Genomic DNA, 26190 nt, shown 5'->3' on the forward strand with positions numbered 1-26190 from the left:
TGAGGCTGTACATGTCAATGCAACGCCGCGACACCTCATGTGAGCGACGAAACCGCCCGCGCCGTGCCATAGACCGCCCATGACCGACGCCGCCCCAGATACCGCGCCCGCACCCGCGCCCCTCCCTGTGAAGCCCCACGCCCTGACCGGACTGGAGATCGCGGCCATTCTGGCGATCATCGTGGTGTGGGGGGTGAACAACGCCGGGGCCAAGCTGGCGACGGAGCATCTCAGCCCGCTGCTGGTCGGGGCGATCCGGTTCGGCATCGCCAGCGCCTGTCTGTTCGCCTTCGTGCGGCCGCCGTTTCCCGATTGGAAAAGTCTGTTGATCATCGTGCTGGTCGGCGGGCCGATCCAGTATGGCCTGGTCTATACGGCCTATTGGCTGGCGCACGACATCAGCCCGGTGACCGTGGCCAACCAGTTGTGGATTCCCTTCACCTCCCTGTTCGCCTTCGCGATTCTGGGCGAACGGTTGAGCCGGGGGGCGCTGGTCGGCATGGGCGTCGCCTTTGTCGGCGTGGCCTGGATGACGCTGGACACCCATGCGTTGCAGGACTGGCGCGCCATTCTGGTGGGGATCGCCGCCGGCGCCGCCTGGGCCCTGGCGACCGTGGTGGCGCGGCGGACCACGTCGATCCCGCCGCTGAAGATGCAGGGTCTGCTGGCGGCCGGGACCCTTCCGGTGCTGGCCTTCGGCTCTCTTGTGTTCGAACACGGTCAGATCGAGGCGATCCGCACGGCGCCGCCGATGGTCTGGGTCTCGCTGCTCTGGGCCGGGGTGGTGTCTTCGGTCCTGGCCACGACCCTGTTGTTCTGGCTGGTGCAGAGGCGTGAGGCGGGGCGTGTGACGCCTTATCTGCTGGCGACGCCGGTGGTTTCGATGGCGATCGGCTGGGGCCTGATGGGCGATGTGCTGACGCCGCAGATCCTGACCGGCTCGGCTATCGCCATGGGCGGAGTGGTTCTGGTCGCTCTGGCCGAACGGGGCTTGCGCGCCGGGGCCGCCAAGGCTTGATCTGATCGGAAACGATGCAGGAGCCGTCCGTGAACCACATCCCCCTCGACGCCGACCACGTCTCTCGCCGCTGGCTGGGCAAGGCGGCGCGAGAACTGCAGGACCCGGAGGCCAGCGTGGTCGCCAGCGCGGCCGACCGCCGCCCGATCTCGGAAGACATCAACGAGACCTTCGACGACCATCAGACCTTCGGCGAGCGTCTGGCGGATCGGGTGGCGGCCTTTGGCGGCTCCTGGCCGTTCATCATCGCCTTCGGGGTGTTTCTTGCCCTGTGGACGGTGATCAATCTGCTGCTGCGCAAAGAGGCGTTCGATCCCTATCCCTTCATCTTCCTGAACCTGGTGCTGTCGATGCTGGCGGCGGTGCAGGCGCCGGTCATCATGATGAGCCAGAACCGGCAGGCGGCCAAGGATCGCCTGGACGCGGGCAATGACTATCAGGTCAATCTGAAGGCCGAGATCGAAATCATGGCCCTTCTGGAGAAGGTCGAGCATCTGACCGCTCGTCAGCAGGAGCAGACCGACATGATCCAGCGGCTGCTGCAAGAGAGAAACGCCCGCTGAACCGGGATTCAGCGGGCGCTCTCGATCCGGTTTTCGGAAACCTCAACTGGCGCTGAGCGCCGCGCAGGCCACACGGTCGCCGGCCCCGCCGATGGGCTGGGTTGTATGGTCGTCGGGATTGGCGTGGATGATGATGGCCGAGCCGTCGGCGTCCCACAGCCACTGGCCGGGGCCTTCGGACGAGATGCGGGCGCGGGTGGTGAACAGTTCGGCGTTCACCTTGCCGTCCGCCCCGGCCCAGACGTTGGGCAGGTCGCCGTCGTCCGGTCCGGCCGCGTTCAGCAGGCCGTGCGGCGCCTTGGGCTCGCCGTGGTTGATGTGGGCGCCGGACGAGGTGAAGGGCGCGGCGCATTCGCCGGTCGCATGGATGTGGATGCCGTGCCAACCGGGCGTCAGGCCCGAGGCCTCGATCTTGATCAACAGGCCGGTCGGCCCCTGACGCAGATCGACGCGGCCGATATTGGCGCCCGCGGCGTTGACGAGAACCGCCTGGCCGGTGGCGCCCACGGGGGCGCGTTCGGCGGCGGCCTGCGGGGCGTTGCCGGTGGCGGCGCAGGCGGTGGTCAGGGCCAGCGGCGAGGCGATCATCAGGGCGGCGGCGAGCGTTTGGACGCGCATATGAAATGTCCTTTCAGAGACGGGCTTTCACGGCGGCGTCGCTTTGCCACCGGGCCCCTGGAATGCTAGAAATCGTCACAGCGGATCACGTTCCGATTCCGGCCGCATAAAGCCACGCTTCCTTGACCGACGACAGCTACGAAAACGCCGCATCCCCGATCAATGGCCGAGGCGGCGGCTCCGACATTTCCACGATCACGATCGAGGACGAACTGAAGCGTTCGTATCTCGACTACGCCATGAGCGTGATCGTGTCGCGCGCTCTGCCTGACGCGCGCGACGGCCTGAAGCCGGTGCATCGGCGCATCCTGTATTCGATGCACGACCTGAACATGACGCCCGAGCGCGCCTATTCGAAGTGCGCGCGCGTGGTCGGCGACGTGCTGGGCCGGTTCCACCCCCACGGCGACGCCTCGGTCTATATGGCCCTGGTGCGGATGGCGCAGCCCTTCTCGATGGGGCTGATGCTGGTCGACGGCCAAGGCAACTTCGGTTCGGTCGACGGCGATATGCCCGCCTCGATGCGTTACACCGAGGCCCGGATGGCGCCCGCCGCCGTCGCCCTGATGACGGACATCGACAAGGACACCGTCGATTTCCAGCCGAACTACGACGAGAAGGAGCTGGAGCCGGTCGTCCTGCCCAGCCGAATCCCGAACCTGCTGGTCAATGGCGCGGGCGGCATCGCTGTGGGCATGGCGACCAACATCCCGCCGCACAATCTGGGCGAGGTCGTGGACGCGGCCCTGGCCCTGCTGGACGACCCGACCATCTCCGACGACGCCCTGCTGGACATCGTGCCCGGTCCAGACTTCCCGACCGGTGGCGAGATCATGGGCCGCACGGCGCCGCGCAATGCGCTGCGCGACGGGCGCGGTTCGGTCGTGGTGCGCGGCCGCGCCTCGGTCGAGGAGATCAGAAAAGACCGCGAAGCCATCGTCGTCACCGAACTGCCCTATCAGGTCAACAAACAGACGCTGATCGAGCGGATCGCCGAAATGGTGCGCGAGAAGCGTCTGGAAGGCATTTCCGACGTCCGCGACGAATCCGACCGTCAGGGGATGCGGATCGTCATCGAGCTCAAGCGCGACGCCTCGGGCGATGTGATCCTGAACCAGCTGTGGCGCTACACCGCCATGCAGAGCTCGTTCGGCGTCAACATGCTGGCGCTGAACCACGGCCGCCCCGAGCAGATGGGCCTGCGCCAACTGCTGGAGGTCTTCCTGGACTTCCGCGAGGAGGTGGTGGTCCGCCGGGTCAAGTTCGAACTGGCCAAGGCCCGCGACCGTGGCCATGTGCTGGTCGGTCTGGCCGTCGCCGTCGCCAATATCGACGAAGTGATCCACATCATCCGCTCCTCGGCCGATCCGACGGAGGCGCGCGAACGGCTGCAGGCCAAGGCCTGGCCTGTCGGGGACATGATGGCCCTGGTCGAACTGATCGCCGACCCGCGCAGCGTCATCGTCGAGGGCGACAAGATCCGCCTGACCGATGAACAGGCCCGCGCCATCCTGGCCCTGACCCTCTCGCGCCTGACCGGTCTGGGCCGCGACGACATCTTCGGCGAGGCGCGCAGCCTGGCCGATACGATCCAGGGTCACCTGACCATTCTGTCGGACCGCAAGAACGTCCTGGCCATCATCCGCGACGACCTGATCGAGGTGAAGGACAGGTTCGCCGTTCCACGTCGCACGCTGATCGGGGAGGGCGACGGCGAGATGGAGGACGAGGACCTGATCCCGCGCGAGGACATGGTCGTCACCGTCACCCACGGCGGCTATGTCAAGCGCGTCGCCCTGAACGCCTATCGGACCCAGCATCGCGGCGGCAAGGGCCGCAGCGGCATGTCTATGAAGGACGAGGACGCCATCACCGGCGTCTTCAGCGCCTCGACCCACACGCCGGTCCTGTTCTTCGCCACCAATGGCAAGGCCTACAAGCTGAAGACCTGGCGCCTGCCGCTGGGCAATCCGCAGTCGCGGGGCAAGGCCTTCGTCAACCTGCTGCCCATCGAGCCGGGCGACAGCATCATGAACGTCCTGCCTTTGCCCGAGGACGAGGCGACCTGGGGCGATTACGACATCATGTTCGCCACCTCGACCGGCGACGTGCGGCGCAACAAGCTGTCGGACTTCGCCACGGTGAACCGCGCCGGCAAGATCGCCATGAAGCTGGAAGGGACCGACCGGATGGTCGGCGTCGGCCTGTGCACCGCCGATGACGATGTGCTGCTGACCACGGCGCTGGGCCGGGCGATCCGCTTCAAGGCCGACGACGTGCGCGTGTTCAAGGGCCGGGATTCGACCGGCGTCCGGGGCGTGCGCCTGCAGGACGGCGACGAGGTCATCTCCATGGCTATCCTGGGCCGCGTCGACGCGACGCCCGAGGAGCGCGCCGCCTACGTCAAACACGCCAACGCCATGCGCAAGGCATTGGCCGGCGCGGACGGCGAAGAGGATGTCGCGGCTCCGGCCGAGGCCGAAGACGAGGTCGCCGACGCCGCTCTGACGGTCGAACGGATCGCCGAACTGGGCGCCGCCGAACAGTTCATCCTGACGGTCACCGAGACCGGCTTCGGCAAGCGGTCCTCGGCCTACGAGTATCGCCGCACCGGTCGCGGCGGTCAGGGTCTGACGGCCCACGGCCTGGGCGGACGCGCGGGCACGCGCCTGGCGGCGGCCTTCCCGGTCGAGGAATCGGACGATCTGCTGCTCGTCACCTCGGGCGGTCAGATGATCCGCACCCGCATGGATCAGGTCCGCATCGTCGGCCGCTCCAGCCAGGGCGTGACCATCTTCCGCACCGGCAAGGACGAGAAGGTCGTCTCGGTCGAACGCCTGCCGGAAAGCGGTGGGGACGATGTGGAGATCGCGGGCGAAGAGGGCGAGGGCTGATCCTCCACCGCGCAGCGGGGGAGGGGGACCATGCGCAGCATGGTGGAGGGGGCGACCCCAAACACTGGCCTTCGGTCCGCCCCCTCCACCACTTCGTGGTCCCCCTCCCCCATGAATGGGGGAGGATGGGTTGAACGCGACAATCCTGATCGACGGTCACCCCGCCACGGCCGATGACTTGGCCCATCAGGCTTTGGTCAACTACGGCGCCTACACATCGTTCTGCGTGGAGCAGGGCGCTGTGCGCGGCCTCGACCTGCATCTGGCGCGGCTGGAGCAGGCGGCGGTCGAACTGTTCGGTGAAAGCCCAGGCGAGGCAGAGTTGCGTCGTCTGATGGCCCAGGCCGTCGAGGGCCACCACGCCTGCTGGCTGCGGGTCAGCCTGTTTTCCCCGGAAATCGGTCATCGCGCCCCGTCGTTCGCCGGTCGGCCGAAAGTCATGACGGCGGTTTCGCCGCCCCCGCCGCCGTTGGCCGTCTCGGTCCGGGTCAAGACGATCGCCTATCAGCGGGAAGCGCCGCATCTGAAACACGTCGCGACCATGGGGTTGACCCGCGCGCGGCGCGCCGCCCGCGCGGATGGCTTCGACGATGCGTTGTTCACCGACGCCGAGGGGCGGGTTTTGGAGGGGGCGCTCTGGAATATCGGCTTCATTCGGGGCGAGCGGATCGTCTGGCCGCAGGGGCCGATGCTCGCGGGCGTGACCCAGGCCCTGATTCAACGCGGCCTGTCTGGCGCGGGTCTTACGTCAGAGACCCGTCCGGTCTCATTGTCCGATATCTCGGCTTTCAACGCCGCCTTCCTGTGCAACAGCGCCACCCCGGCCTGTCCCATCACGGCCATCGACGACACGGCATTCGCCGCCGATCCGGCGATGCTGGACCGGTTGCAGCGCGCGTGGGCGTCGCAGTCGCCGCAAGCGATCGCGGCCCGCGACGATGACGAAGGCGTCAGCCGGCTAGGCCGCTGATTTCGCACCTGCTAAACGACGCCGAACGGCAGGCGACAGGCTGGGGAGACACGCCATGCGCATCGGACTTTATCCGGGCACCTTCGACCCGGTGACGAACGGGCATACCGACATCATCAAACGCGCGCTGAAGCTGGTGGACCGAGTGGTCATCGGCGTGGCGCGCAATGACGAGAAGGGCCCGCTGTTCACCACCGACGAGCGGGTTCGGATGCTGCAGGACGAGGTCGCGGGCCTGGGCGGGGACATCGTGGTCCAGCCCTTTTCGAACCTGCTGATGCATTTCGCCGAGGAACTGAACGCCAATGTCATCATCCGGGGTTTGCGCGCGGTCGCCGACTTCGAATACGAGTTCCAGATGACGGCCATGAACCAGCGCCTCAATCAGGACATCGAGACGGTATTCCTGATGGCCGATCCGCGCCACCAGGCCATCGCCTCGCGGCTGGTCAAGGAAATCGCCCGTCTGGACGGCGCGATCGACAGTTTCGTCAGCCCCGCCATCGCCGCGCGCGTGCGGGACAAGGTCAAGAACGGGATTTGAGAACGACTATGCGTAAGGCGATCATCGCGGCCGGACTCGGCGCCCTTCTGGCCTCCAGCGCGGTCCAGGCCCAGACGGCGGCGCCCGCCGCCGCCCCTGTCGCGGCCCCTGCCGCCGACTGGCGCACCATCGCGCCCGAGAACCTGCTGGTCATCGACACCGCCAAGGGCCGCATCCTGGTGGAGCTGGTTCCGGTGGCGGCGCCCAATCACGCCGAACGCATCCGCACCCTGGCCAATCAGGGCTTCTACGACGGGCTGAAGTTCCACCGCGTCATTCCCGGCTTCATGGCCCAGACCGGCGATCCCAAGGGCACCGGCGAGGGCGGCAGCGAGCTGCCCGACCTGAAGGCCGAGTTCAACTTCCGTCGCGGTCGCGACGCCGGCTTCGTCGCCGTACCCAACTCGGGCATGGGCGTGCGCGGCCTTGTGAACGATCTGCCGGTCCAGACCCAGCCTGACGCCCAGATGATGGTCACCGCCGACTTCAAGGTGGACGCCCACGGTCTGTTCTGCCCTGGCGTGCTGGGTATGGCGCGATCCGGCTCGCCCGACAGCGCCAACAGCCAGTTCTTCCTGATGATGGGCACCCGCGATCAGCTGGACGGCGTCTATACCGCTTTCGGCCGCGTGGTGTCGGGCCTGGACGTGCTGGACAAGATCAAGAAGGGTTCTGACGCCGAGGACGGCAAGGTGACTGATCCCGACGTCATGACCCACGTCCGCATGGCTTCGGCCCTGGCGGAGGGGCAGCGCCCGACCGTTCGCGTGCTGAACGCCTCCAGCGCGGCATTCGCCGACCGGATCGCCGCAACTCGCACCGCGCGCGGATCGGGTTTCAGCATCTGCGACGTCCAGCCGGTCGCCGAGGTCGTCGGCGGCTGAAGGCCGGATCGACCATCAGGAGGGGTAGGGGACATGGTTCGAAACGCATTGGCGGCGGCGGTCCTGGCCGCCCTTCTGTCAGGGCCGGTTCTGGCGCAGGAAGCGTCGCCGCCTCCGCCCCCGCCGGCCCCCACCGACTGGCGCGCGGTCTCGCCCAGTGATCTTCTGGTCATCGACACGAGCAAGGGGCGCATTCTGGTCGAGCTGGCCCCCGAGCTGGCGCCCGCCCATGTCGAGCGGATCAAGCTGCTGGCCGCGCGTGGGTTTTACGACAATCTGGCCTGGCACCGGGTGATCGACTGGTTCATGGCCCAGACCGGCGATCCGCTGGGCACCGGCGACGGTCAGAGCTGGTATCCCGACCTGAAGGGCGAGTTCACCTTCCGTCGCGGTCCGGACATGGCCTTCACCCCCGTCGCCGCCCCGACCGGCGCCCTGATCGGCTTCGTCCGCTCCGTGCCGGTCCAGACCCAGCCCGACGACCTGATGGCCGGCACCGGCGACAAGAAGGTGCACGGCTGGGGCCTATACTGCCCCGGCGTCGCCGGCATGGCGCGCGACGAAGGCAATGACACCGCCAACAGCCAGTTCTTCCTGATGCGCCAGGCCTATCCGGCGCTGGACAAACGCTACACCGTCTGGGGGCGGGTGGTTTCGGGGCTGGACGTGGTGCGCGCCCTGAAGGCCAGTCCCAACCCGGACGGCATCGTGACCGAGCCGGATCGCATGACCCGCGTGCGTCTGGCCGCCGACCTGCCCCAGGCCGAACGCCCGAAGGTTCAGATGATGAACACCACCTCCGCCGCCTTCCGCGCCTTGGTGGATCAGGCGCGCCAGGCCAAGGGCGCCGACTTCTCCGTCTGCGACATCGACATTCCGGCGCAGGTCACGCCCGGGGCTTAAAGCCTCAGCCGACCGATCCCCGCCCGCGACCGCGCCGGCGTCGACGGCGGCGCGGCGGCTTCTGATCGTCGCGCATCCTTTGCAGCAGCAGGCCTTCGCGCAGGCCCCGGTCGGCAACGCGAACCCGCTCGGACGGCCAGGCGCGCTGGATCGCCTCCAGGATGGCGGCCCCGGCCAGCACCAGATCGGCGCGGTCGGGGCCGATGCAGGCCTCGCGCGCGCGCCCTTCCGGCCCCAGGGCCTTCAGCCGATCCGCTGCCGCCTCGCAGTCGCTGCGCGTCATCCACAAACCATCGACCCGGTCGCGATTATAGCGCGGCAGTTTCAGGTGAATTCCCGCCAGGCTGGTGATCGCGCCAGAGGTGCCGATCAGGTGCGCGTGGTCGCGCCGCAGCAGGTCCAGCATTCCATCGTCCTGGATGCCGCCGGCCGCCAGGGCCGCGCCCATGTCGGCGACCATGGCTTCGTACCAGGGCTCGACCGCGTTTTCCGGCTCCGGGTGACGTTCGGCCAGGGTGACGACGCCCAGCGGCGCCGACATCCAACTGGTGGTGCGCCATTCCGCCTCCTCGCGCTTCAGCCACGACAGTTCGGTGGAGCCGCCGCCCACGTCGATGATGATCACCCCCTCGGCCCTGGGGTCGATCAGGTTCAGGCATCCCTCGACCGCCAGCCGCGCCTCTTCGGCCGGGTCGATGATGCGCAGGCGTAGGCCCGTGCCCTTGCGCACGCGGTCGATGAAGTCCGCGCCGTTTTCGGCCGCGCGACAAGCCTGGGTGGCCACGGCGCTGAGACGCGCCGAATCCACGCCCTTCCTGACGATCCGCTCGGCGCACAAGGCCAAGGCGTCATAGGCCCGGTCCATCGCCTGAGGGTCCAGTCGTCCGGTGCGCGACAGGCCTTCGCCCAGGCGCACGATGCGGCTGAAACTGTCCACTACGCGAAAGCCGTCGCGCGACGGCCGCGCGATCAACAGCCGACAATTATTGGTCCCCAGATCGAGCGCGCCATAGAGCGGCGCATCCCGACCCGACGCATCCCGCGAACGGGAAGGCTGGGACCGCTCGTCGCGCCGTCGGGGCGCGCCGTGGGTCTCCGGCATGGGTCGTCATTCCGATGTGGGCGGTCCAAAGCGGCGCCCGTCCCCATCAGCCTAGCGCGCGAAGATCGTCCGCGCCAAGCCATTCTGTCAGGAAGATGAACGGCCCGGCGGGGCCTGCGTCAGAGGTCGTGGCGTATCAGAACCATGATCCAGGTTCACACAGCCCGACGACGTCAGTTGCTGCTTCACGCGCCCTTGCGGCTGAACAGACGGTGGAAGACGCTGAAAGTCCTTGTTAGACTGAGGAAAAGATCTGAGGAGCGTCCCATGTCCGACTTCGAACATGTTTTTGAACAGCCGCCCGAAGGCGCCGGAGCGGACTGGACCATACCCCAGAACTGGGCCGCCTATACCGAGGTCGAGCATAGGACCTGGGACACGCTGTACGCGCGTCAGATGAAGGTGCTGCCGGGCCGCGCCTGCGACGCCTTTCTGAACGGGCTGAAGGCGCTGGACCTGAATGCGGGCGGCATTCCCGACTTCGAAGTGATCAATCCCAAGCTCCAGGCCCTGACCGGCTGGACGGTGGTCTGCGTGCCGGGGCTGGTGCCGGACGAGGTGTTTTTCGATCACCTGGCCAACCGACGCTTCGTCTCGGGCCAGTTCATCAGGACGCCGGATCAACTGGACTATCTGCAGGAGCCGGACATCTTCCACGATGTGTTCGGCCACGTCCCCATGCTGACCGATCCGGCCTTCGCCGCCTATATGGAGGCCTATGGCAAGGGCGGCCAGCGGGCGGCGTCGCTGGGCATGTTGCCCAATCTGGCGCGGCTGTACTGGTACACGGTGGAATTCGGCCTGATGAAGGAGGCGGGGGCCTTACGCATCTATGGCGCGGGCATCGTGTCCTCCTCGACCGAGAGCGTGTTCGCCCTGGACGACCCGTCGCCCAACCGCCTGGGCTTCGATCTGGAGCGGGTGATGCGGACCCTCTACCGGATCGACGATTTCCAGCAGGTCTATTTCGTCATCGACAGCATTGAAGCCCTGAAGCAGATGACGCTCAAGGACTTCGGTCCTGTCTATGCGGCGCTGAAGGGGCAGGACGATCTGGCGATCGAAACCATCCTGCCGACCGACAGCGTCATCACCCACGGCACCCAGGCCTATGCCGACAAGGGCGGGCGGTTCGCCGCCTGACGGTCAGGCGCGCTGGAACGGATAGAAGTCGGCACCCAGGTCCAGAATGCCGGTCAGTTCGTCCAGCGCCCCGCGCGTCTCGTCCAGCAGGGCCGAATCGGCCAGATCGGCGGGACGGAGTTCGTCGCGATACCAGCGGTTTGCCCAGTCTGACAGGCGCGCGTACAGGGCGTCGGTCAGGCGCATGGCCGGATTGGTCGCCGCCAGCTCCGCCTCGTTCAGCACGACCCGCAGGCGCAGGCAGGCCGGACCGCCGCCGTTCCGCATCGACTGTCGCACATCGACATAGCGCACCGTCCCGATCGGTCCGTTGGAGGCGGCGACCCGTTCGGCGACCGCGTGGCTGCGCGGATTGTCGCGCGTCTCGGTGGGGCAGATCAGGGTCAGGCGGTCCTCGCCCGGAACCTGGATCAGCATGGAGTTGAACAGATAGCTGGATATGGCGTCGGCCAGGGGCAGGTCGGCGTCGGAGACCTCGATGAATTGGGGTTCGAACAGGCCGTCGGCGGCGCGGCGTATGGCGGCCTTGGTTGCGTCGGCGTCCTCGAACGCCAGTTCGTGGAAGAACAGGGTGTCCAGCGCCCCGACGCAGACCACGTCGTTGTGGAATGTGCCGCCCGCGATGGCGGCGCGGGATTGCTGCGCCAGAACGGGCTGCCCGGCCTCATGGCGGCGGACGATGGCCTCAGAGGCTTCGCGCGTCTGGCGGGCGGGGAAGGGGCCGTCCCAAGGCACGAACGCTTCGCGCCCCCAGACCAGCAGATTGACCCCGCGACCGCCATGGTCGGCGCACAGCCGAACGTGGTTGGCCGCGCCCTCGTCGGCCAGATGGGCGACAGCGGGCAGGGCGTCGTGGACGGCGAACCGGCTGGCGTCCGGGAACAGGGCGTCCAGCGCGCGTTTGGTCTGCTGGTGCTCCAGGCTGCGGTGCAGATTGGTGTGCAGGTTGGCGGGGGTGAAATGCACCCGACTGTCGGCGGCGTCGCTGGACGGGGTCACGGTCGCGGCGTTGGCGGCCCACATGGGCGAGGCCGAACAGGCCGCGGCGGCGAAGGATGGTGCGGTTCTCCACGCGCGCTCCAACACCTGTCCATCCGCGCCGGTGAAGCCCAGCGCGCGCAGGAAGGAGATGTTCGGCCGTTCGTGCGGCGGCAGGACAAACTGGGGCAGGTCCAGATCTGCCAGCCGTTTCATCTTGTCCAGACCCTGCAACACCGCCGCGCGCGGGTTGGACGCCTCGCCCTTGTTCAGGCTGGAGGCCAGATTGCCGGGGCTGAGGCCCGCATAGGAATGTGTCGGACCGATCAGACCGTCGGCATTGGCTTCGACGGCGGTGATCATCGCAGCCCCTTGATCTCGCCTTCGATATTGGCGACCGCGTCGGCCTCGAAGCTGGCGACCGGATAGGCGCAGTAGTCGGCGGCGTAATAGGCGCTGGGCCGATGGTTGCCGCTGGCGCCCAGGCCGCCGAACGGCATGTCGCCCGCCGCGCCTGTCGTCGGACGGTTGAAGTTGACCACGCCGGCGCGGATGCGGCGGATGAAATGGTCCCAGTTCTTCGGATCATCGCTGACCAGACCGGCGGACAGGCCATAACGGGTGGCGTTGGCTGCCTGGATCGCAGCGTCGAAGGTCGCAACCCGCGTCACCGACAGGAAGGGCGCGAACATCTCCTCGTCCGGCACATCGACGCCCGTCACATCGATGATGGCCGGTCTGACGAAGGCGCCGGGCAGATTAGCGACCGGTCCAGAGGCGCGGATGACTTTGGCCCCGCTGTCGATCCGGTCCTGCAACGCCTTCAGCGCCGCCTCGGCCGCACGCGCCGAGATCAGCGGCCCGGCATAGGGTTCGGGATCGCTATCCCATGGGCCAAAGATCAGCCGGTCGGACAAGGCGGCGACAGCTTCGATGATCGCATCGCCCTGGGCGCCTTCCGGCACGATCAGGCGACGCGCACACGAGCAGCGCTGGCCGGTGGTGATGAAGGCGGACTGGACCGCGATGCCCGCCACGGCCTGTGCATCCGCCACGTCCCAGACGACCAGCGGATTGTTGCCGCCCAGCTCCAGCGCCAGGATGACGTGCGGATCGTCGGCGAACTTCTTGCGGAAATGCGCGCCCGCCGCGCCAGAGCCGGTGAACATCAGGGCGTCTATGCCGGCGTCCAGAAGGGCCGCGCCCGTCTCGCGCCCGCCCTGGACGACATTGACCACGCCTGTCGGCAGGTCGGCGGCGGCGAAGGCCTCGGCCATCGCCTGACCGACCAGGGGCGTCTCTTCCGACGGCTTGAAAACCACCGTGTCGCCCGCCAGCAGGGCCGGGACGATATGGCCGTTCGGCAGATGGCCGGGGAAGTTGAACGGGCCAAGCACCGCCGCCACGCCGTGCGGACGGTGACGCAGGGTGGCGCGGCCGAAGGCGGTGTCGCTGGTGCGCTCGCCGGTGCGTTCGTCATAGGCGCGGATCGAGATGTCGACCTTGCCGATCATGGCGGCGGCCTCGGTCTTGGTCTCCCACAGGGGCTTGCCGGTCTCGCGGCTGATGGCCTCTGCGATCTGGGGCGCACGGTCCTTCAGCACGGCCTGATAGCGTTTGACCGCCTCGATCCGCTCGGCGCGCGGGGCGTCGGCCCAGGCGGGGAAGGCGGCGCGGGCGGCGTCCACGGCGGACTGGACCTGGGCGGGGCTGGCGGCCTCGCCCTCCCAGTTGGTCGCTTCGGTGGCGGGGTCGGTCGAGGTGAAACGGGTCATGATTTTACTCGCACAGTCTCTCCGGCGCGCACCTTCAGCGCGGCGGCGGTTTCGGCGGTCAGGCGAACCGTGTCGCCGTCGATGTCGGCCTTGGCGCGCACGGCGCGGAAGGCTGAGACGTTGTCGGTCGAGATCAGGGCCGGTAGTTCGGCCTCCACCCCATCCGCGATTTCGACCGTTAGCCGCCGCGCATCGCGCACCGTGCGGATATTGTCGCGCCCGCACGAGACGGTCGGCCCGGCATCGAAGATGTCCACCAGTCCGTTGGGACGGAAGCCTTCGCTTTCCAGCAGCGCCATGGCCGGCACCCCTTGCGGATGCACCTTGCCGATAACAGCGCGCGCCGGTTCGGGCAGCAGTTCGACATAGATCGGGTGGCGCGGCGCCAGGTCCAGAATGAATTGTTTGTCGGTCGATCCGGTCATCCGGTCGGCGTGGTCGAAGTCCATCGGGAAGAATTTGTGCGACACATGGTCCCAGAAGGGGCAGGCGCCATCGGGGGTGAAGACGCCGCGCAACTCGGCCAGCACATTTTCGGCGAACAGTTCGGGCTGGGCGCCGATCAGCATATAGCGCGACTGGCTAAGCAGACGGCCCGCGCCGCCCTTTCGCCGATCCGCCTTCAGGAACAGCGATCCGACCTCGGTCCAGCCGGTGCATTCGTTGACCAGCACCAGCGTCTGGTGATCCAGCTTGACCCCCAGGGATGGCGACTGGACAGTGTTGTTCACCACGCGGAACGAGAAGAAGGGCCGTTTCAGCCCCACCGTCGCCTTGACCGATCCGACCCCGTCGATGTCGCCGGTGTCGCCGTCTTCCAGCATCAGTGTGTACCAGGCCTCTTGCGGCGTGATCTCGCCCCGGAAACTGGCCTGGCTCAGCTCCAGCCGGTCGGACAGGGCGTCAGGGTCTTCGGGCAGGCTGGTGAAGCCGGGACCGGACAGGATGGCCAGTTCCAACAGATGGTCGAGGTCGGCGGGGCCGGCGGGACGGACGACAAGCATTCTACAGAGTTTCCATCCGCAGGGATTTCAGTTTGGCCGCGTCGATCTCGCCCGAGGCGATCTTGCACAGGATCAGGGCGCTGAGCTGGGCGCGTTCGACGAAGCTGTCGGGCCAGGCGAACTCCTGATCCGAATGGATGTCGCCGCCCCGTACGCCCAGGGTGTCGATGTTGGGCAGTCCAGCGGCGTGCAGATTGTTGCCCTCGCACACACCGCCCGACGGCTTCCAGGCGATGGGTTGGCCCAGCAGGGCGCCGGCCTCCCTGACGGCCTCGAACAGGGCGGTCTGTGCGGCGTCCATCGGCTTGGGCGGGCGGGTGAAGCCGCCGTGCAGGTCCAGCGTCAGACCCTCGAACGGCGGCGTGGCGGCGAGGCGGCGAACCTGGGCGTCGATCCAGTCGGCGGCGGCCTTGTCCGGCACCCGCACATTGAAGCGGACCACGGCGTTGTCGGCGACCACGTTCAAGGCGCCGCCGCCTGAAATCTTGGCGACATTGACGGTGACGCCGTCATGCCGGCCGTTCAGCCCATGCAGGGCGGCGGCGATAATGGCGGCGCCTGCGACCGCGTTGCGGCCCTCGTCGAAGGCGCGGCCTGCGTGGGCGGCGCGGCCGGTGACGATCAGATGATAGTTGCCGCTGCCCTTTCGCGCGCCCGCCAGGGTGCCGTCGGCCAAGGCCGGTTCATAGGTCAGGCCGACATGCCCCCGCGCGCCCATTTCGGCCAGCAGGGGCGCAGACGCAGGCGAGCCGATCTCCTCGTCCGGGCTCAGCAGCACGGTCCAGCCGACGCCGTGGCGGTCGGGGTGGGTTTCGAACGCCTCCAGCGCGGCCAGAAGCACGCTGATCCCGCCCTTCATGTCCGCCACGCCCGGCCCGTTCAGGGCGCCGTCCGCGCGAGTGGTCACGGTCTGGAACCGGCTGTCGGCGGGAAACACGGTGTCGTAATGGCCGGTCAGCACCACCTGGATCGGCGCATCCGGTCGGGCGGTGATCTTAAGCGCGTCGGCGTGGGCCTCGGTCCGCACCCGGCCGTCGTCGGCGACGGTGGTCGAGCCTTGGGTCGGGATGCGCTGCACCACGGCGGACAGGCCGCGCGCTGCGGCGTCCAGCGCATCCAGCACGGCGTTCAATCCGGCGGCGTTTCGGCTGCCGGAGTTGATGTTCGCCCAATCGATGGTGCGCCCGATGATGGCCTCGCGTCGCGCGGCGACGTGGTCGAGGACGGCCTGGTCGGAGGTCAGAATCCGCATCGGCCGGACCCTAGACGGACCGGCGACAAAGGTGAAGGACGGGTCTGTAAGTGAGGCTCGATCATCGCTAGTTTCCGACCGAACAAGAGACTTCTGGCATGAACCGTTCGACCATCGCCCTGTGGCTGCGGGCCATGAACCCGTTGAAGCTGCCGCGCGGCATGGCCGAGGCGCAGCGGTCGGCCAGGTCCATGGTGTTCGGCCTGGCCATCGCCCTGGTCGTCGGCCTGATCCCGACCTGGTGGATGTTCACCTCGGGCTGGTTCGAGACGGCGATGAGCGGCGAATACGCCAAAATGGGTCTGTCGGCCGATCAGGTCGCGATGCAGCGCGAGATGATGAAGGCCATCTTTCCCTTCGCCATCGTTCCCGGCGCCGTCTTCACCGTCCTGCTCTACGGCGTGCTGGGCGTGGTTCAATGGCGGGCGATGACGCGCGCCATCCCCATCGTCATGCTGGCCATGATCGCCTACAGCCTGGTGGCCAATATGGGGATGCGGCTGCTGGCCACGATGCCGACGCCCGACCTGCCGTTGTGGATCACCCTGACGACCTGGCCGGCGGCGGCGATCTCGGCCGTCATCTATGTGGCGTCGCTGCAGGGCGCGATGATGCTGCACCGTCTGCGGAGCGAGCCCTGATGACCGTGGTCCTGTATCACAATCCCAAATGCTCGACCTCGCGCAACGCGCTGGCCCTGCTGCGGGATCGGGGGATTGAGCCGACGGTGGTCGAGTATCTGAAGACCGGCTGGGATCGGGCGACGCTGGAGCGGCTGGCGTCGCGAACCGGCGTGGGCATGGCGGGGCTGATGCGCCGAAAGGAGGCCGAGGCCAAGACCCTGCTCGACGCGGGCGCCGATGACGACGCCTTGCTGGCCGCTGCCCTGGCCCAGCCGATCCTGATCGAACGCCCCATCGTCGAGACCGACAAGGGCGCCGTCGTCGGTCGCCCGCTGGAGCGGGTGCTCGAGGTTCTCTAGCAGGCTCCCACTTTTCCGCTTATCCCTGCGAAAGCCGGGACGAGCGGCAGAGGGGGCGCAACCCGCTAGCGATTACGGCCGCCGCGGTTGGGGCGACGGTCGCCGGCCTCGCGGCTTTCGTGACGCCAGCGGATCGACAGGCTGGTCTGGCCCTGGCCGCCGAATTGCGAAGCGATGGCGACGTTGCGGCGGGGCTGCCACTCCACCTTCACCGCCGCGCCGTTCTGACCGCCGCCGATGACCTCCAGATAGACGTCGTCGGTGATATAGCGACCGCCGGCCACCGTGACCGCCGAGGCGTCGCCGCCGAACGACAGCCGGTCAAGGCCCGCCAGTTCGCGCAGGTTGCCGATCACGTCGAACCCGCCGCCGCCCGCCAGGGCCGCGACACCGGCCGCCAGCTGCGCCGCCTCGAACGCCGACAACTGAGACGCCGACCGTCCGAACAACACCTGCGACAGGATTTCGTCCTGGGGCAGGGAGGGGGTGGAGGTCAGGGCGATCTTCGGCTCGGCCGCCGTGCCGGTGACGTTGATGGTGGCGGTCAGGGCCGCGTCTTCTCGCGTCGCCGACAGGTTCAGACGGATCTGCTTGGGATCGGTCGACAGGGTGACGCGGCCAGTGTCGTCGAACACGAACCGCTTGCCCGCGAACTCATAATCGCCGCGCACCACATTGGCCGAGCCGGTCAGCTGGGGTTCGGCGATGGTGCCGCGCACGCGGGCGTTGACGTCCAGGATAACGTTCAGGCCGCGTCCGTTGACCCGCACCTTGCCGCCCGAAGATCGCAGACTGATATCCATGCCGATCTGCGGGCCGCGCGCCTTCTGCTCGCTTTCGACCGGATCGCCGCCGGGGCGATTGATCTCGACCACGTCCATGGAGACGATGCCGGTCGATCCGGGCAGTTCGGGTTCGATCTTGGCCTCGTCGACCACGATCTGACCGCCCAGCTGGATGTTGCCGTCGGCGCCGCGAACGATGGTGATCGGACCCGACGCCCGCGCCTCGGCGATGTCGTTGTCGATGACCCGGAAGCGGTTCAGCATCAGTTGGGCGTTGGAGCCCGAACCCTGTCGCAGACCCACGCGGCCTTGGCCGGACACGGTCCCGCCCTTGCCGTCGTTGGCGGTGAAGGTCTCGATCTGGGCCGCCGTGTCGTCGAACCGGGTCCGCAGCGTCAGATCGCTCAGCACCAGGCCCACCGCCTTTTCGCGATAGGCGCCCTGGCTCAGGTCGAACCGGCCGTTCAGGCGCGGGGCGTTCAGCGTGCCGCCGATGGTCGCCTGACCCGCCACCTGGCCCGCCAGGCTGCGCTCGCCGCCCAGGAACAGGTCCCAGATCGGCTGGATCTGGCCGTTGATGGACACCCGACCCGACATCTCGCGCGTCCGGGCGATGGCCAGCCGCAGCGGCGCGGCCGACGCCTCGACCGGCAGGACCACATCGGCCGAGGCCTGAACCGCGCCTTCGTCCACCGCCGTCGCCTTGATGCTGAGGCGGTCGCCCTCCAGGGTCGCGTCCACACGACCATTGACGGCCAGGCCACGCGGCGCATCGATGCTGCGCACGTTCTGCAGATCGACATTGGCCGTGCCCGACAGGTCGCCGCCCGCGCCGCGCATGGCCACCTGGCCGGTCACGCTGCCGCGAAGCTCAGGCGAGATGGAGCCCAAATCCACGCGCGTCAGGTCGGCCTGCACCGCCACGGTGCGCGCATCTTGTCTCAGATCGGCCAGCAGCACGCCGCCGCCGACGCCCAGGTCCAGATGCGCCGTCCGGTTCGCCCCGTTCAGGGTGATCGAGGCGGGGCTGCGGGTGGTGAAGGCGACCTCGCGCACCCGACCGCCGCCGCGCAGCGTCAGGCCGTGGGTCGTGTTCTGGCGCGAATAGACGCCCGTGCCGTTGAACTGGGCCGGCGTCGGCCCGCCGACGTCCAGCGCCAGAGTGAAGGGCAGATTGTTCAGCGTGCCGCGCCCCTTGAGGTCAAGGGTGCGGATGATCCAGCTCTGGCCGGCCAGCCGCACATTGCGGCCGTTGACGTCCAGGATGGCGCTGTCCGACCCGCCGCCGTCCGTCAGCCGCACGCGGCCGTTGGCTTCGCCCGAGGCCAGGAAGGCCCCGGCCCGCGCCGTGAAGGTCAGGTCGGCGCTGGACGGGATGTTGTTCGACAGGGCGATGGCGCCCTTGGCCGTCACCCCGCCCGCATCGACGTCCAGATCGCTCAGGCGAATACGCTTGCCGCCCAGGAAGAAGTTGCCCGAGGCGCGGGCCGGTCCATAGTTCGAACCGCTGACCACCGAAATCCGGCCGTCCGAGGCATCGGCGCCCTTGCGGAAGCTCAGGGTCATGTCGGCGTTGTTCAGCGTCAGGGCGCCGGCCGTGACCTGCTGGAAGCCGGCGGTCAGATCGACGCGCGGTTGGGACAAGGTGCCGGTCAGGGCGCCGCGTCCGTTCATGTCGCCGCCGATCTCGACCGGCCCGGCCGCGAACGGTCCGCGCGCGTTCCAGTCCAGCGCCAGCCGCAGACGGCCCGCCGTCTCGATCAGACCCTTGGCGCCGGCCCGTCCGGCCGCGCCGGTCAGTTCGCCGCGCTCGACCTCGATCCGGCCGCCGTTCAGCCGCCCGGCCAGTTGCAGGCGGGGCGTCTTGCCCAGCAGCCGGTCCAGCTCTTCCATGCCGATGGTCAGGTTTCGGCCGCGTCCGTCGAAGTTCAGGACCCACGGCGCGCCGGCCCGCGCCGACGAGGCCCGGATCGGCCCCCCGAAGGCGCCGCGCGCGTCCGGCAGCACCCGCCTGGCGTCCGTCAGCTGCGCCTCGCCCCGGAAGCTCATTCCACCCAGCAGATTGCGCGAGCCGGAGCCTTTCAGCGTCAGCCCCTGGCCCTGCAGATCGACCGTCTTCAGCAGGATGGCGCCGTCCTTCATCCGCGCCGCCTGCATCTGCACGCGGGGCGATGCGCCAAGCAGACCCCCGATGATCCCTTCGCCCGATCCGCCGTTGGCGCGAATGTCGCCGTCAAGATCCATCCGGCCGTTCTTGACCACAAGGTTCAGCGGCCCGGCCATGCGGGTGGCGCGATAGCTGGCCACATTGGCGTTCAACAAGGTCACGGCGCCGTTCAGGCTCCAGTTCTGGGCGTCGCCCTTGAACAGGCCGGTATAGGCGGCCGGCCCGGCCACATCCGATCCAACCAGTCGGCTCAGCGATGCGGTCTGGATGTCCAGCTTGATGCCGTCCGGCGAACTACGATCCGAGTTGCGGATCAGGCCGCGCGCCTCGGACTGGACGTTGTCGGAAATCAGCTTCCAGGCCACGCCCTGGCCCGTCTTGTCCGGCGTGGGGACCATGGCGAAGCCGAAGCGGGCGGTGCGCCCGACCTTGGTCACGAAGGGCGCCAAGAGGTCCGATCCGCTGAAGTCGGCGAAGCCCGAAACGCGCGATCCCTTGTCGCCGAAATGCCCCTGCACGATCAGGGGCGTGAACCGACCTGTCTGGACACGCGCGTTGACCACGTCGGCGTTCAGCACGGCCGTCGCGGAGAAGGGCTGGTCGGGCGAGTAACCCAGCGCCCCGGCCAGCGGTCCGCCCTGTGCCTCGTTGGCGCGCAGGTTCAGGCGCGTGTCCTCAAGCTTGCCGCCGAAACTGGCCGCCAGACGCAGGAAGTCGCCGGGCCGGTTCAGGCTGTCGGCGTTCACGGTCGCGCTCTTGGCGCCGTTGCGCGGCAGGCTGGCGTCGCCCGACAGGCTCCAGCGACCGTATTCCTTTGAGAAGCCTTCCATCAGTTCGACGTTGGCGGCGAATTTGTCGATGCGGACCGAGATCGGCTGCGGGGCGGACGGCTCGTTGGTCGGCGGCTCCACCACCGGGCGACGCAGCACGCGGATGGTCTCGGCCTTGATGTCGTTGGCGTGGAAGCTGCGGTTCAGCAGGGCTAGATAGGACCAGTCCATGCTGAGGTTGTTCGCCTCCAGCCAGACGCCCTGGCTGTCGGCCAGGGTTATGCGGTCGATGGTGAAATCGCGGAGCAGATCGCCCTTCAGCCCATAGACCTTGAGCCGGCCGTAGCGGCTGATCTTCAGATCTTGGATCCGCTCCAGCACCAGCTGCCGCCCGCCATCCGACGCGATGTAGAACCGCCCCGCCACCAGGGTCGCCGCGACCAGCACCAGAAGACCGGCGACGATTGCGCCTGCGATCAAGGCGACGCGCCGGATCAGGCCGCGCTTGCGCGCCCGTTTGGCCGGCGTCGGCTTTGCCGGCGGGGTTTCTTCCGTCACGGCGTCGGGCTGGGCGTCGGGGCCGGTCTCGGGCGGTATGTCGATCAAAACGCCTGCCCGATGCTGATGTAGATCTGGAAGTTGGAATCGCCTTCACGCTTGTTCAACGGCATGGCGACGTCTGCGCGGATCGGGCCGAACGGCAGCATGTATCGCACCCCGACGCCGGCGCCATAGCGCATGTTCGTCAGGTTCGGCGTCTCCTGGAAGCCAACGGATCCAGCGTCCACGAAGGCCACGGCCTGGAAGCTCTGGCCGATCGACTGGCGCGCCTCAAGCGAGGTCTCGAACAGCGACACGCCCCCACGCGGCGTACCGTCGGGCAGTTGCGGATTGACGCCCTGATAGGAGTAGCCGCGCACCGACCCGCCGCCGCCGGAATAGAACAGGCGGTCTGACGGCACGCTCAGTTCGCTGCCGCCGACGATGGAGCCGATCCGCACCCGGCCGGCCAGAATGGTTCGGTCCCCGGCGACCGGCACATAGGCGGTGCCTTGAGTCTCGGTGCGCAGGAACAGGACGTTGCTGTCGCCCGTCACCGCCGTCGGCTGGACCGCCAGATTGACGCGCCAGCCCTTGGTCGGGTTCAGCGGATCGTTGGAATGGTCGATGTAGGCGCTGGTGCGCGCGGTGATGATCGCCAGGTCTCGGTCGAACGTCACCCTCTGCGGCGGCAGGGTGGTGTAGTCGTACCGCGTCTCGCTGTAGCGCCCCGCGTCGAGGCCGATGCCATAGTTGAAATAAGAGGTCTTGCCGATCCGCTGCTGCAGGTCGGCGTACAGCACCGCGGCGGTCCGAAGATAGGCGTCGGTGTCTTCATTGACCACGGCGGCGCCCAGCTTCAGCGTCCGACCCGGCCGACGCCAGTGGGGCAGCGACAGATCGGCGCCGATGCGGCTGTCGATATCCGCCAGTCGTGCTTCCAGCCGCAGCGTATCGGCCCGGCCGAAGCGATTGTAGCGGGTCTGGATCACGTCCACACCCGCGCCCTCGGCGGTGGACCAGGTGGCGCCGGCTTCCAGCACGCGGCGCGGCCGGTCCTGCAGGCTGACGATCACGGGCCTCAGACCCTCGGTCGTGGTCTGGTCCAGGGGCGACAGCGACACGCCGATGCCGTCATAGACGCCGGTGTCCAGCAGCCGCCGCTCCAGTTCCGCCACCTGGTCGGGATCGTAGCGGTCGCCTTCCTTCCACGGCGCCAGGCCGGCGACCCATTCGGGATTTGTGCGGCCACGGCCCAGGACGCGAACGCCGTCCAGTCGCACCAGGCCGCCCGAGGCGATCCGGTATTCCGGCGCGACGGTATAGGCGGCGTGATCCACCACCACGCGACGCGGATCGGCCTTGGCGTCGGCGTAGCCGTCGCGCACCAGGGCCGCGACCAGCCGCCCTTCGCCCGAGATCACGTCCACCGCACGGCCCGGCTCCCCCGCCTTCAGCCCGATGGCGTCGCGACCTTTGGCCTGAGCCTCGGCCTCCGGCGCGGGATCGCTCCAGGCCACTTTGGGGTCGGTCAGAAGGAAGCGACGGCCCGGCTGGACCGACACGATGGCCACCGGGTTGTCGTCGCCCTCGACCAGATCCTCGACCGTGGGCTGGTAGTAACCCTCCGAGCGCAGCAGCGCGGTGGCCGAGGCCACCGCGCTTTCGGCGCGTCTGCGGGCTTCGAACCGGCTTTCCGGCGCGCCGTCGACCTCGCCCACGGCGCGTTCCAGGGCGCGGCGCAGGTCGGCGTCCATATCGCCGCGAATCTGGGCGCGCGGGTCGGCGGCGGCGGCGTGCGCGCAGCCCGAAAAGGCCGCGAGCGCCGCGACCAGCAGGGAAGGCCTGAACGTCAAACTCCATCTTTCGTCAAAGCGCGGCGCGTCGAATCCCGGTTCTCTCAGTAGAACAGGGTTTCGCTTTCGGGTTGGACCGACTGTTCCGACGACCGTTCCTCGGGCGGCAGTCTGTCGCTGGGCGGCGGCGTCGGCGTGGGGTCGCGCACTTCCGGCGCGGGGGCGGGCGGTTGTTCGACCGGAGCGGGCGCTTCCTGCTCGACCTTGACAGGTTCGCGGTCGTCGTCCGACCGGGACGGGCGATCATCGCAAGCCGACAGCGCGAGCGCAGCCAGGGCGGCGGCGGCCAGTAGGGTGTTGGAACGTCTCATTGAATTCCCCGGGTCTTCGCCCTTGCAACGCTCGTCGCGCGCTGGCGTTCCCTTAGCGCCGAAAACCTCTGGGGTCATCCGGCCTGGTCCGATCTCTGGGTCGACCCCTCAGCCGACCACAGGGCCACAGCCTTCTCCAGACGCAGGGCTGAACTATGACCGGGCTTGGATGCCTCGTCGTCGAAGCGCGGCGCCGGACCGGGCAGGCCGTGGTCGAACGCTCCCCTCGCGCGATTGTGCGGGTGGTCCGGCGCCTCGGCCAGGCTCAGGACCGGCGTGACGCAGGCCTCACTGCCCTCGAAATGGTTCGCCCAGTCGTCACGGTCGCGCTGGGCGAACAGATCGGCGAATCGTACGTGCATCGCGGGCCAGCCGGCCATGTCGTATTGAGGCGCCGCATCGGGAGGAATCTGCAGCCCCTTCAGCAAGGCGGCGTAGAATCGCGGCTCCAGCGCCGCTACGGCCACGAACCCGCCGTCTCGACAAGCATAGCAGCGATAAAAGGGCGCGCCGCCGTCCAGCAGGTTCGCGCCCCGCCGGTCGTTCCACATCCCCTGTCCCCGAAACGCCTGGAAAATGCCGCCGAGCAGGGCCGCGCCATCGGTCATGGCCGCATCCACCACCCGACCCCGACCCGTACTCCGGGCCTCGATCAGAGCCGCCAGCACGCCGACGACCAGCATCATCGCCCCGCCGCCATAGTCGCCGACCAGGTTCAGCGGCGGCGTCGGCGGTCGGTCCGCATCGCCCATGGCGTGCAGCACGCCCGACAGGCCGATGTAGTTCAGGTCGTGGCCCACGGCCTGCGCCAGGGGCCCCGTCTGGCCCCATCCCGTGACGCGCCCGACCACCAGGGCGGGATTTCGGGCCTGCAGGACATCCGGCCCGAACCCCAGCCGTTCCAACACGCCGGGGCGATACCCCTCGATCACCGCGTCTGCGCCGTCGATCAGCGTCAGGATGCGCGCCTGGTCCGCCGGATCCTTAAGATCCACCGGCACGGCGGCGCGCCCGCGATGCAGCACCGCCTCGCCCACCTGATCGAACACGGCGGGCGCCGCTGATTCGCTGCGGGTCAGCCTGAGGATCTCGGCGCCCATGTCGGCCAGCATCATGCCGGCGAAGGTCACCGGCCCCAGGCCGTCGAATTCGATGATGCGGAGGCCGTGAAGTGGTTGCATTCGACATGAGTAGCAGACGCGGCCTTGACCGGAAGGCCGGATTGCAACAGAAGGCGCCCTTCGACGGTTCGGGCGGCGCCTGGACGTCGCTCGGTGCGTCCTTAGCTCAGTTGGTTAGAGCATCTGACTTTTAATCAGAGGGTCCTCGGTTCGAGCCCGAGAGGACGTACCATTTTCATTTGACGCGCGGCCCTTGGGATTAGGCCGCCTCGGCCGTAACCATCCGCGCGATGTCGGGCGGTTGGATGGCTATGGCCTGGGCCAATGCCGATCCGACGACCGCTCCCATTTCATGCGAACTGGTGATGCCTTGGGCGAAGGGGTGGCGGCCCATCAGGAAGGGCAGGCTCAGGCAGAACAGGCGGTCGGGCGGCAGTCGGTCTGTGACCGGATGGAAGGCGTCGTCCAGCGCCACGCCGCGCACCGCTTTGGGCGCATCGGGCGAGATCTGATCCAGGATGACCCCTTGCGAGATCAGGGACGGGAAGGGGAAGGCGTCGGCGGATAGCGGACGTTGGCCCAGAGCCTCCACAAAGACCGGGAAATGCAGCCGCATCCCGTCATACTGCACAGCGGCGCCGCAACCCTCCACCGGCTGGGTGTCCAGGCGATAGTCGTCGCCCAGCGCCAGCACCTGAAGTCGGCCCGCGTCGTGCAGCGCCAGAAGACGGGTGATGGAGGCGTGGGGCACGGCGCCGTAATCGTCCACGAACACCGGTTTCAGCCAACGCTCGAACCGTTCGAACTGGCGACCGTCCAGATGGGGCACGATCGCGCCGATCACCTCGTGCATCCGCAGGATGGCGTCACGCCAGGGAATGGTGAAGCGTCGTTCGTGGTTACGGCGGGCCTCCTGCAGGTTCCGGCGCGCCCAGACGAACGGGTCGGTCGCCGCACGCGCTGCGAAATAGGCCTCTCCAAAGGATTCCACGGTCGCATCTGCAAGTCCGATGGATTGGGCGTAGCCGGGGTCGGCCAGCGTCAGTTCCTGTCGGAACAGATCGAAGGCTTCGTCCAGCAAATCATCGGTCCTGCGCGCGATCAGATCGGCGATGGCCGCCTCGGTGCATAGGGCGAGCGGCGCGTGGGGCAGGGGGAAGTAGAAGTCCGCCTCGGGCAGCAGGCCCTTGCGCGACATCATGGTCAGGCCGAAGGCCTCCGCGCCGCGATGGGGAACGTAGATCAGGTCGCCGCCCTCTTCCTCGACGAAATCGCCGTGCGCCAGAGCCAGGGCCACGGCCGCGTCGATCGCGGTCAGGGAGGATCCGCGGATCCCCACCTGCGCGGCCGGCAGCCCCGACAGTTTCGACGCCGGCCATGGCGACAGGAAGTAGCCGGGTCGCACCTCAGGGTCCGACGGCCATTGATGGCCGGTCGCCAGCACCACATGGTCGAAGGTCTCGTCCGTCACGAATCCCAGATGCGGCGCGACCGTCAGTCTTATGCCCTCCGCCACGTTCGCGGCGTCGATGACGCGACAGGCCGTGCGGACCTCGATGCTGGCGCCCGCAGCCCGGGCGTCGCGCACCAGGGCGGCGAATTGGTCGGCGAAATAGCGGCCCAGAACCAAGCGCGGCAGGAAGGCCCGCGCATCAATCTGATGCGGGGCGACGCCCAAGGCCGCCAGATCGGCCGGAGCTTGACGTTCCAGCCAGGTCAACAGCGTCTCCCGCACGGGCGGGATTTCGATGCTGGCGATATTGGCCAGCATCGCCGGGTCGTTCCAGCCCGGACGATAGGGCGCGCCCATGCCGGCCGTCGGCTGCTGTTCGAAGACGGTGATGTCGACATCCGCGCGACCTTCGGCGAGCAGGGCGGCCAGGGTGTAGATCGTCGTCGGCCCGGCTCCGACGAAGGCGATGGATGGCGTCATTCCCACTGAATGCGCCATCACGACAATGGCGCCATCGCCTTGAAAATTAAGGAAGGCGGTCGCCTTCTTCGGCGCAA

At 68.2% G+C, this 26190-nt stretch carries 21 protein-coding genes and 1 tRNA gene; 11 read left to right on the forward strand and 11 right to left on the reverse strand.

Going from position 1 to position 26190, the window contains the following annotated elements; genetic code table 11:
- The first annotated feature begins 79 nt into the window (after positions 1 to 79).
- Together KZX42_RS12130 and KZX42_RS12135 are read left to right on the forward strand one after the other, a co-directional pair.
- A complete protein-coding gene (locus KZX42_RS12130; protein ID WP_248119597.1) occupies positions 80 to 1018 on the forward strand; it encodes a DMT family transporter in 939 nt (312 codons plus the stop codon).
- A 29-nt stretch (positions 1019 to 1047) separates the two neighbouring features.
- Entirely contained in the window at positions 1048 to 1581 is a 534-nt protein-coding gene (locus KZX42_RS12135) for a DUF1003 domain-containing protein (protein ID WP_248119598.1), read from the forward strand.
- Positions 1582 to 1623: 42 nt separating this feature from the next.
- On the opposite strand, the gene KZX42_RS12140 is transcribed toward KZX42_RS12135, so the two are convergent.
- On the reverse strand, positions 1624 to 2199 hold the full coding sequence (locus KZX42_RS12140; protein ID WP_248119599.1) for a superoxide dismutase family protein: 576 nt from the start codon (positions 2197 to 2199) through the stop codon (positions 1624 to 1626).
- Between the two features lie 122 nt (positions 2200 to 2321).
- On the opposite strand from KZX42_RS12140, the gene gyrA reads away from it, so the two are divergent.
- From gyrA to KZX42_RS12165, 5 genes are all read left to right on the forward strand, one after another.
- A complete protein-coding gene (gene gyrA / locus KZX42_RS12145) occupies positions 2322 to 5093 on the forward strand; it encodes a DNA gyrase subunit A (RefSeq protein ID WP_248119600.1) in 2772 nt (923 codons plus the stop codon).
- A 130-nt stretch (positions 5094 to 5223) separates the two neighbouring features.
- Entirely contained in the window at positions 5224 to 6063 is an 840-nt protein-coding gene (locus KZX42_RS12150) for an aminotransferase class IV (protein WP_248119601.1), read from the forward strand.
- Between the two features lie 55 nt (positions 6064 to 6118).
- Positions 6119 to 6607 (forward strand): pantetheine-phosphate adenylyltransferase, encoded by a 489-nt coding sequence (gene coaD, locus KZX42_RS12155; protein WP_248119604.1) that lies wholly within the window; start codon positions 6119 to 6121, stop codon positions 6605 to 6607.
- Between the two features lie 8 nt (positions 6608 to 6615).
- The gene (locus KZX42_RS12160) at positions 6616 to 7491 is read left to right on the forward strand and encodes a peptidylprolyl isomerase (RefSeq protein WP_248119606.1); all 876 of its coding nucleotides are present in this window, start codon (positions 6616 to 6618) and stop codon (positions 7489 to 7491) included.
- 33 nt (positions 7492 to 7524) lie between these two features.
- Positions 7525 to 8394 (forward strand): peptidylprolyl isomerase, encoded by an 870-nt coding sequence (locus KZX42_RS12165; protein WP_248119607.1) that lies wholly within the window; start codon positions 7525 to 7527, stop codon positions 8392 to 8394.
- A gap of 4 nt (positions 8395 to 8398) precedes the next feature.
- Here KZX42_RS12165 and KZX42_RS12170 read toward each other — a convergent pair whose 3' ends face one another.
- Entirely contained in the window at positions 8399 to 9496 is a 1098-nt protein-coding gene (locus KZX42_RS12170) for a Ppx/GppA phosphatase family protein (RefSeq protein WP_248119609.1), read from the reverse strand.
- A 267-nt stretch (positions 9497 to 9763) separates the two neighbouring features.
- Between KZX42_RS12170 and phhA the strand changes: the two genes are divergently transcribed.
- The gene (phhA, locus tag KZX42_RS12175) at positions 9764 to 10639 is read left to right on the forward strand and encodes a phenylalanine 4-monooxygenase (RefSeq protein ID WP_248119611.1); all 876 of its coding nucleotides are present in this window, start codon (positions 9764 to 9766) and stop codon (positions 10637 to 10639) included.
- 3 nt (positions 10640 to 10642) lie between these two features.
- Here phhA and astB read toward each other — a convergent pair whose 3' ends face one another.
- From astB to KZX42_RS12195, 4 genes are read right to left on the reverse strand one after another with little or no spacing between them, the layout of a single operon-like run.
- Positions 10643 to 11980, reverse strand: a complete 1338-nt coding sequence (gene astB / locus KZX42_RS12180) for an N-succinylarginine dihydrolase (RefSeq protein ID WP_248119613.1) — start codon at positions 11978 to 11980, stop codon at positions 10643 to 10645.
- The gene (gene astD / locus KZX42_RS12185; RefSeq protein ID WP_248119615.1) at positions 11977 to 13392 is read right to left on the reverse strand and encodes a succinylglutamate-semialdehyde dehydrogenase; all 1416 of its coding nucleotides are present in this window, start codon (positions 13390 to 13392) and stop codon (positions 11977 to 11979) included. The genes astB and astD overlap by 4 nt, the downstream gene beginning before the upstream one ends.
- Positions 13389 to 14396, reverse strand: coding sequence for an arginine N-succinyltransferase (locus KZX42_RS12190; protein ID WP_248119617.1), 1008 nt, complete (start codon positions 14394 to 14396; stop codon positions 13389 to 13391). Before KZX42_RS12190 ends, astD begins: the two co-directional genes overlap by 4 nt.
- A 1-nt stretch (position 14397) precedes the next feature.
- Positions 14398 to 15648: a hydrolase gene (locus KZX42_RS12195; protein ID WP_248119619.1), complete on the reverse strand. Its 1251-nt coding sequence runs from the start codon at positions 15646 to 15648 to the stop codon at positions 14398 to 14400.
- A gap of 98 nt (positions 15649 to 15746) precedes the next feature.
- Between KZX42_RS12195 and KZX42_RS12200 the strand changes: the two genes are divergently transcribed.
- Positions 15747 to 16289, forward strand: a complete 543-nt coding sequence (locus KZX42_RS12200) for a hypothetical protein (protein WP_248119621.1) — start codon at positions 15747 to 15749, stop codon at positions 16287 to 16289.
- Positions 16289 to 16630, forward strand: a complete 342-nt coding sequence (gene arsC, locus KZX42_RS12205) for an arsenate reductase (glutaredoxin) (RefSeq protein WP_248119623.1) — start codon at positions 16289 to 16291, stop codon at positions 16628 to 16630. The genes KZX42_RS12200 and arsC overlap by 1 nt, the downstream gene beginning before the upstream one ends.
- Before the next feature lie 65 nt (positions 16631 to 16695).
- On the opposite strand, the gene KZX42_RS12210 is transcribed toward arsC, so the two are convergent.
- From KZX42_RS12210 to KZX42_RS12225, 4 genes are all read right to left on the reverse strand, one after another.
- Entirely contained in the window at positions 16696 to 20958 is a 4263-nt protein-coding gene (locus tag KZX42_RS12210) for a translocation/assembly module TamB domain-containing protein (protein WP_248119625.1), read from the reverse strand.
- Positions 20955 to 22748, reverse strand: a complete 1794-nt coding sequence (locus KZX42_RS12215) for an autotransporter assembly complex family protein (RefSeq protein ID WP_248119627.1) — start codon at positions 22746 to 22748, stop codon at positions 20955 to 20957. The genes KZX42_RS12210 and KZX42_RS12215 overlap by 4 nt, the downstream gene beginning before the upstream one ends.
- 44 nt (positions 22749 to 22792) lie before the next feature.
- Positions 22793 to 23059: a hypothetical protein gene (locus KZX42_RS12220; protein WP_248119629.1), complete on the reverse strand. Its 267-nt coding sequence runs from the start codon at positions 23057 to 23059 to the stop codon at positions 22793 to 22795.
- Between the two features lie 74 nt (positions 23060 to 23133).
- On the reverse strand, positions 23134 to 24240 hold the full coding sequence (locus KZX42_RS12225) for a CaiB/BaiF CoA-transferase family protein (RefSeq protein WP_248119631.1): 1107 nt from the start codon (positions 24238 to 24240) through the stop codon (positions 23134 to 23136).
- Between the two features lie 95 nt (positions 24241 to 24335).
- Here KZX42_RS12225 and KZX42_RS12230 point away from each other — a divergent pair.
- A tRNA-Lys gene (locus KZX42_RS12230) sits at positions 24336 to 24412 on the forward strand.
- Positions 24413 to 24439: 27 nt separating this feature from the next.
- Here the strand turns inward: KZX42_RS12230 and KZX42_RS12235 are convergent.
- Entirely contained in the window at positions 24440 to 26131 is a 1692-nt protein-coding gene (locus KZX42_RS12235) for an FAD/NAD(P)-binding protein (RefSeq protein WP_248119633.1), read from the reverse strand.
- Between the last annotated feature and the right edge of the window lie 59 nt (positions 26132 to 26190).

This window comes from Brevundimonas sp. EYE_349, assembly GCF_023147505.1.
GTDB lineage: Bacteria > Pseudomonadota > Alphaproteobacteria > Caulobacterales > Caulobacteraceae > Brevundimonas.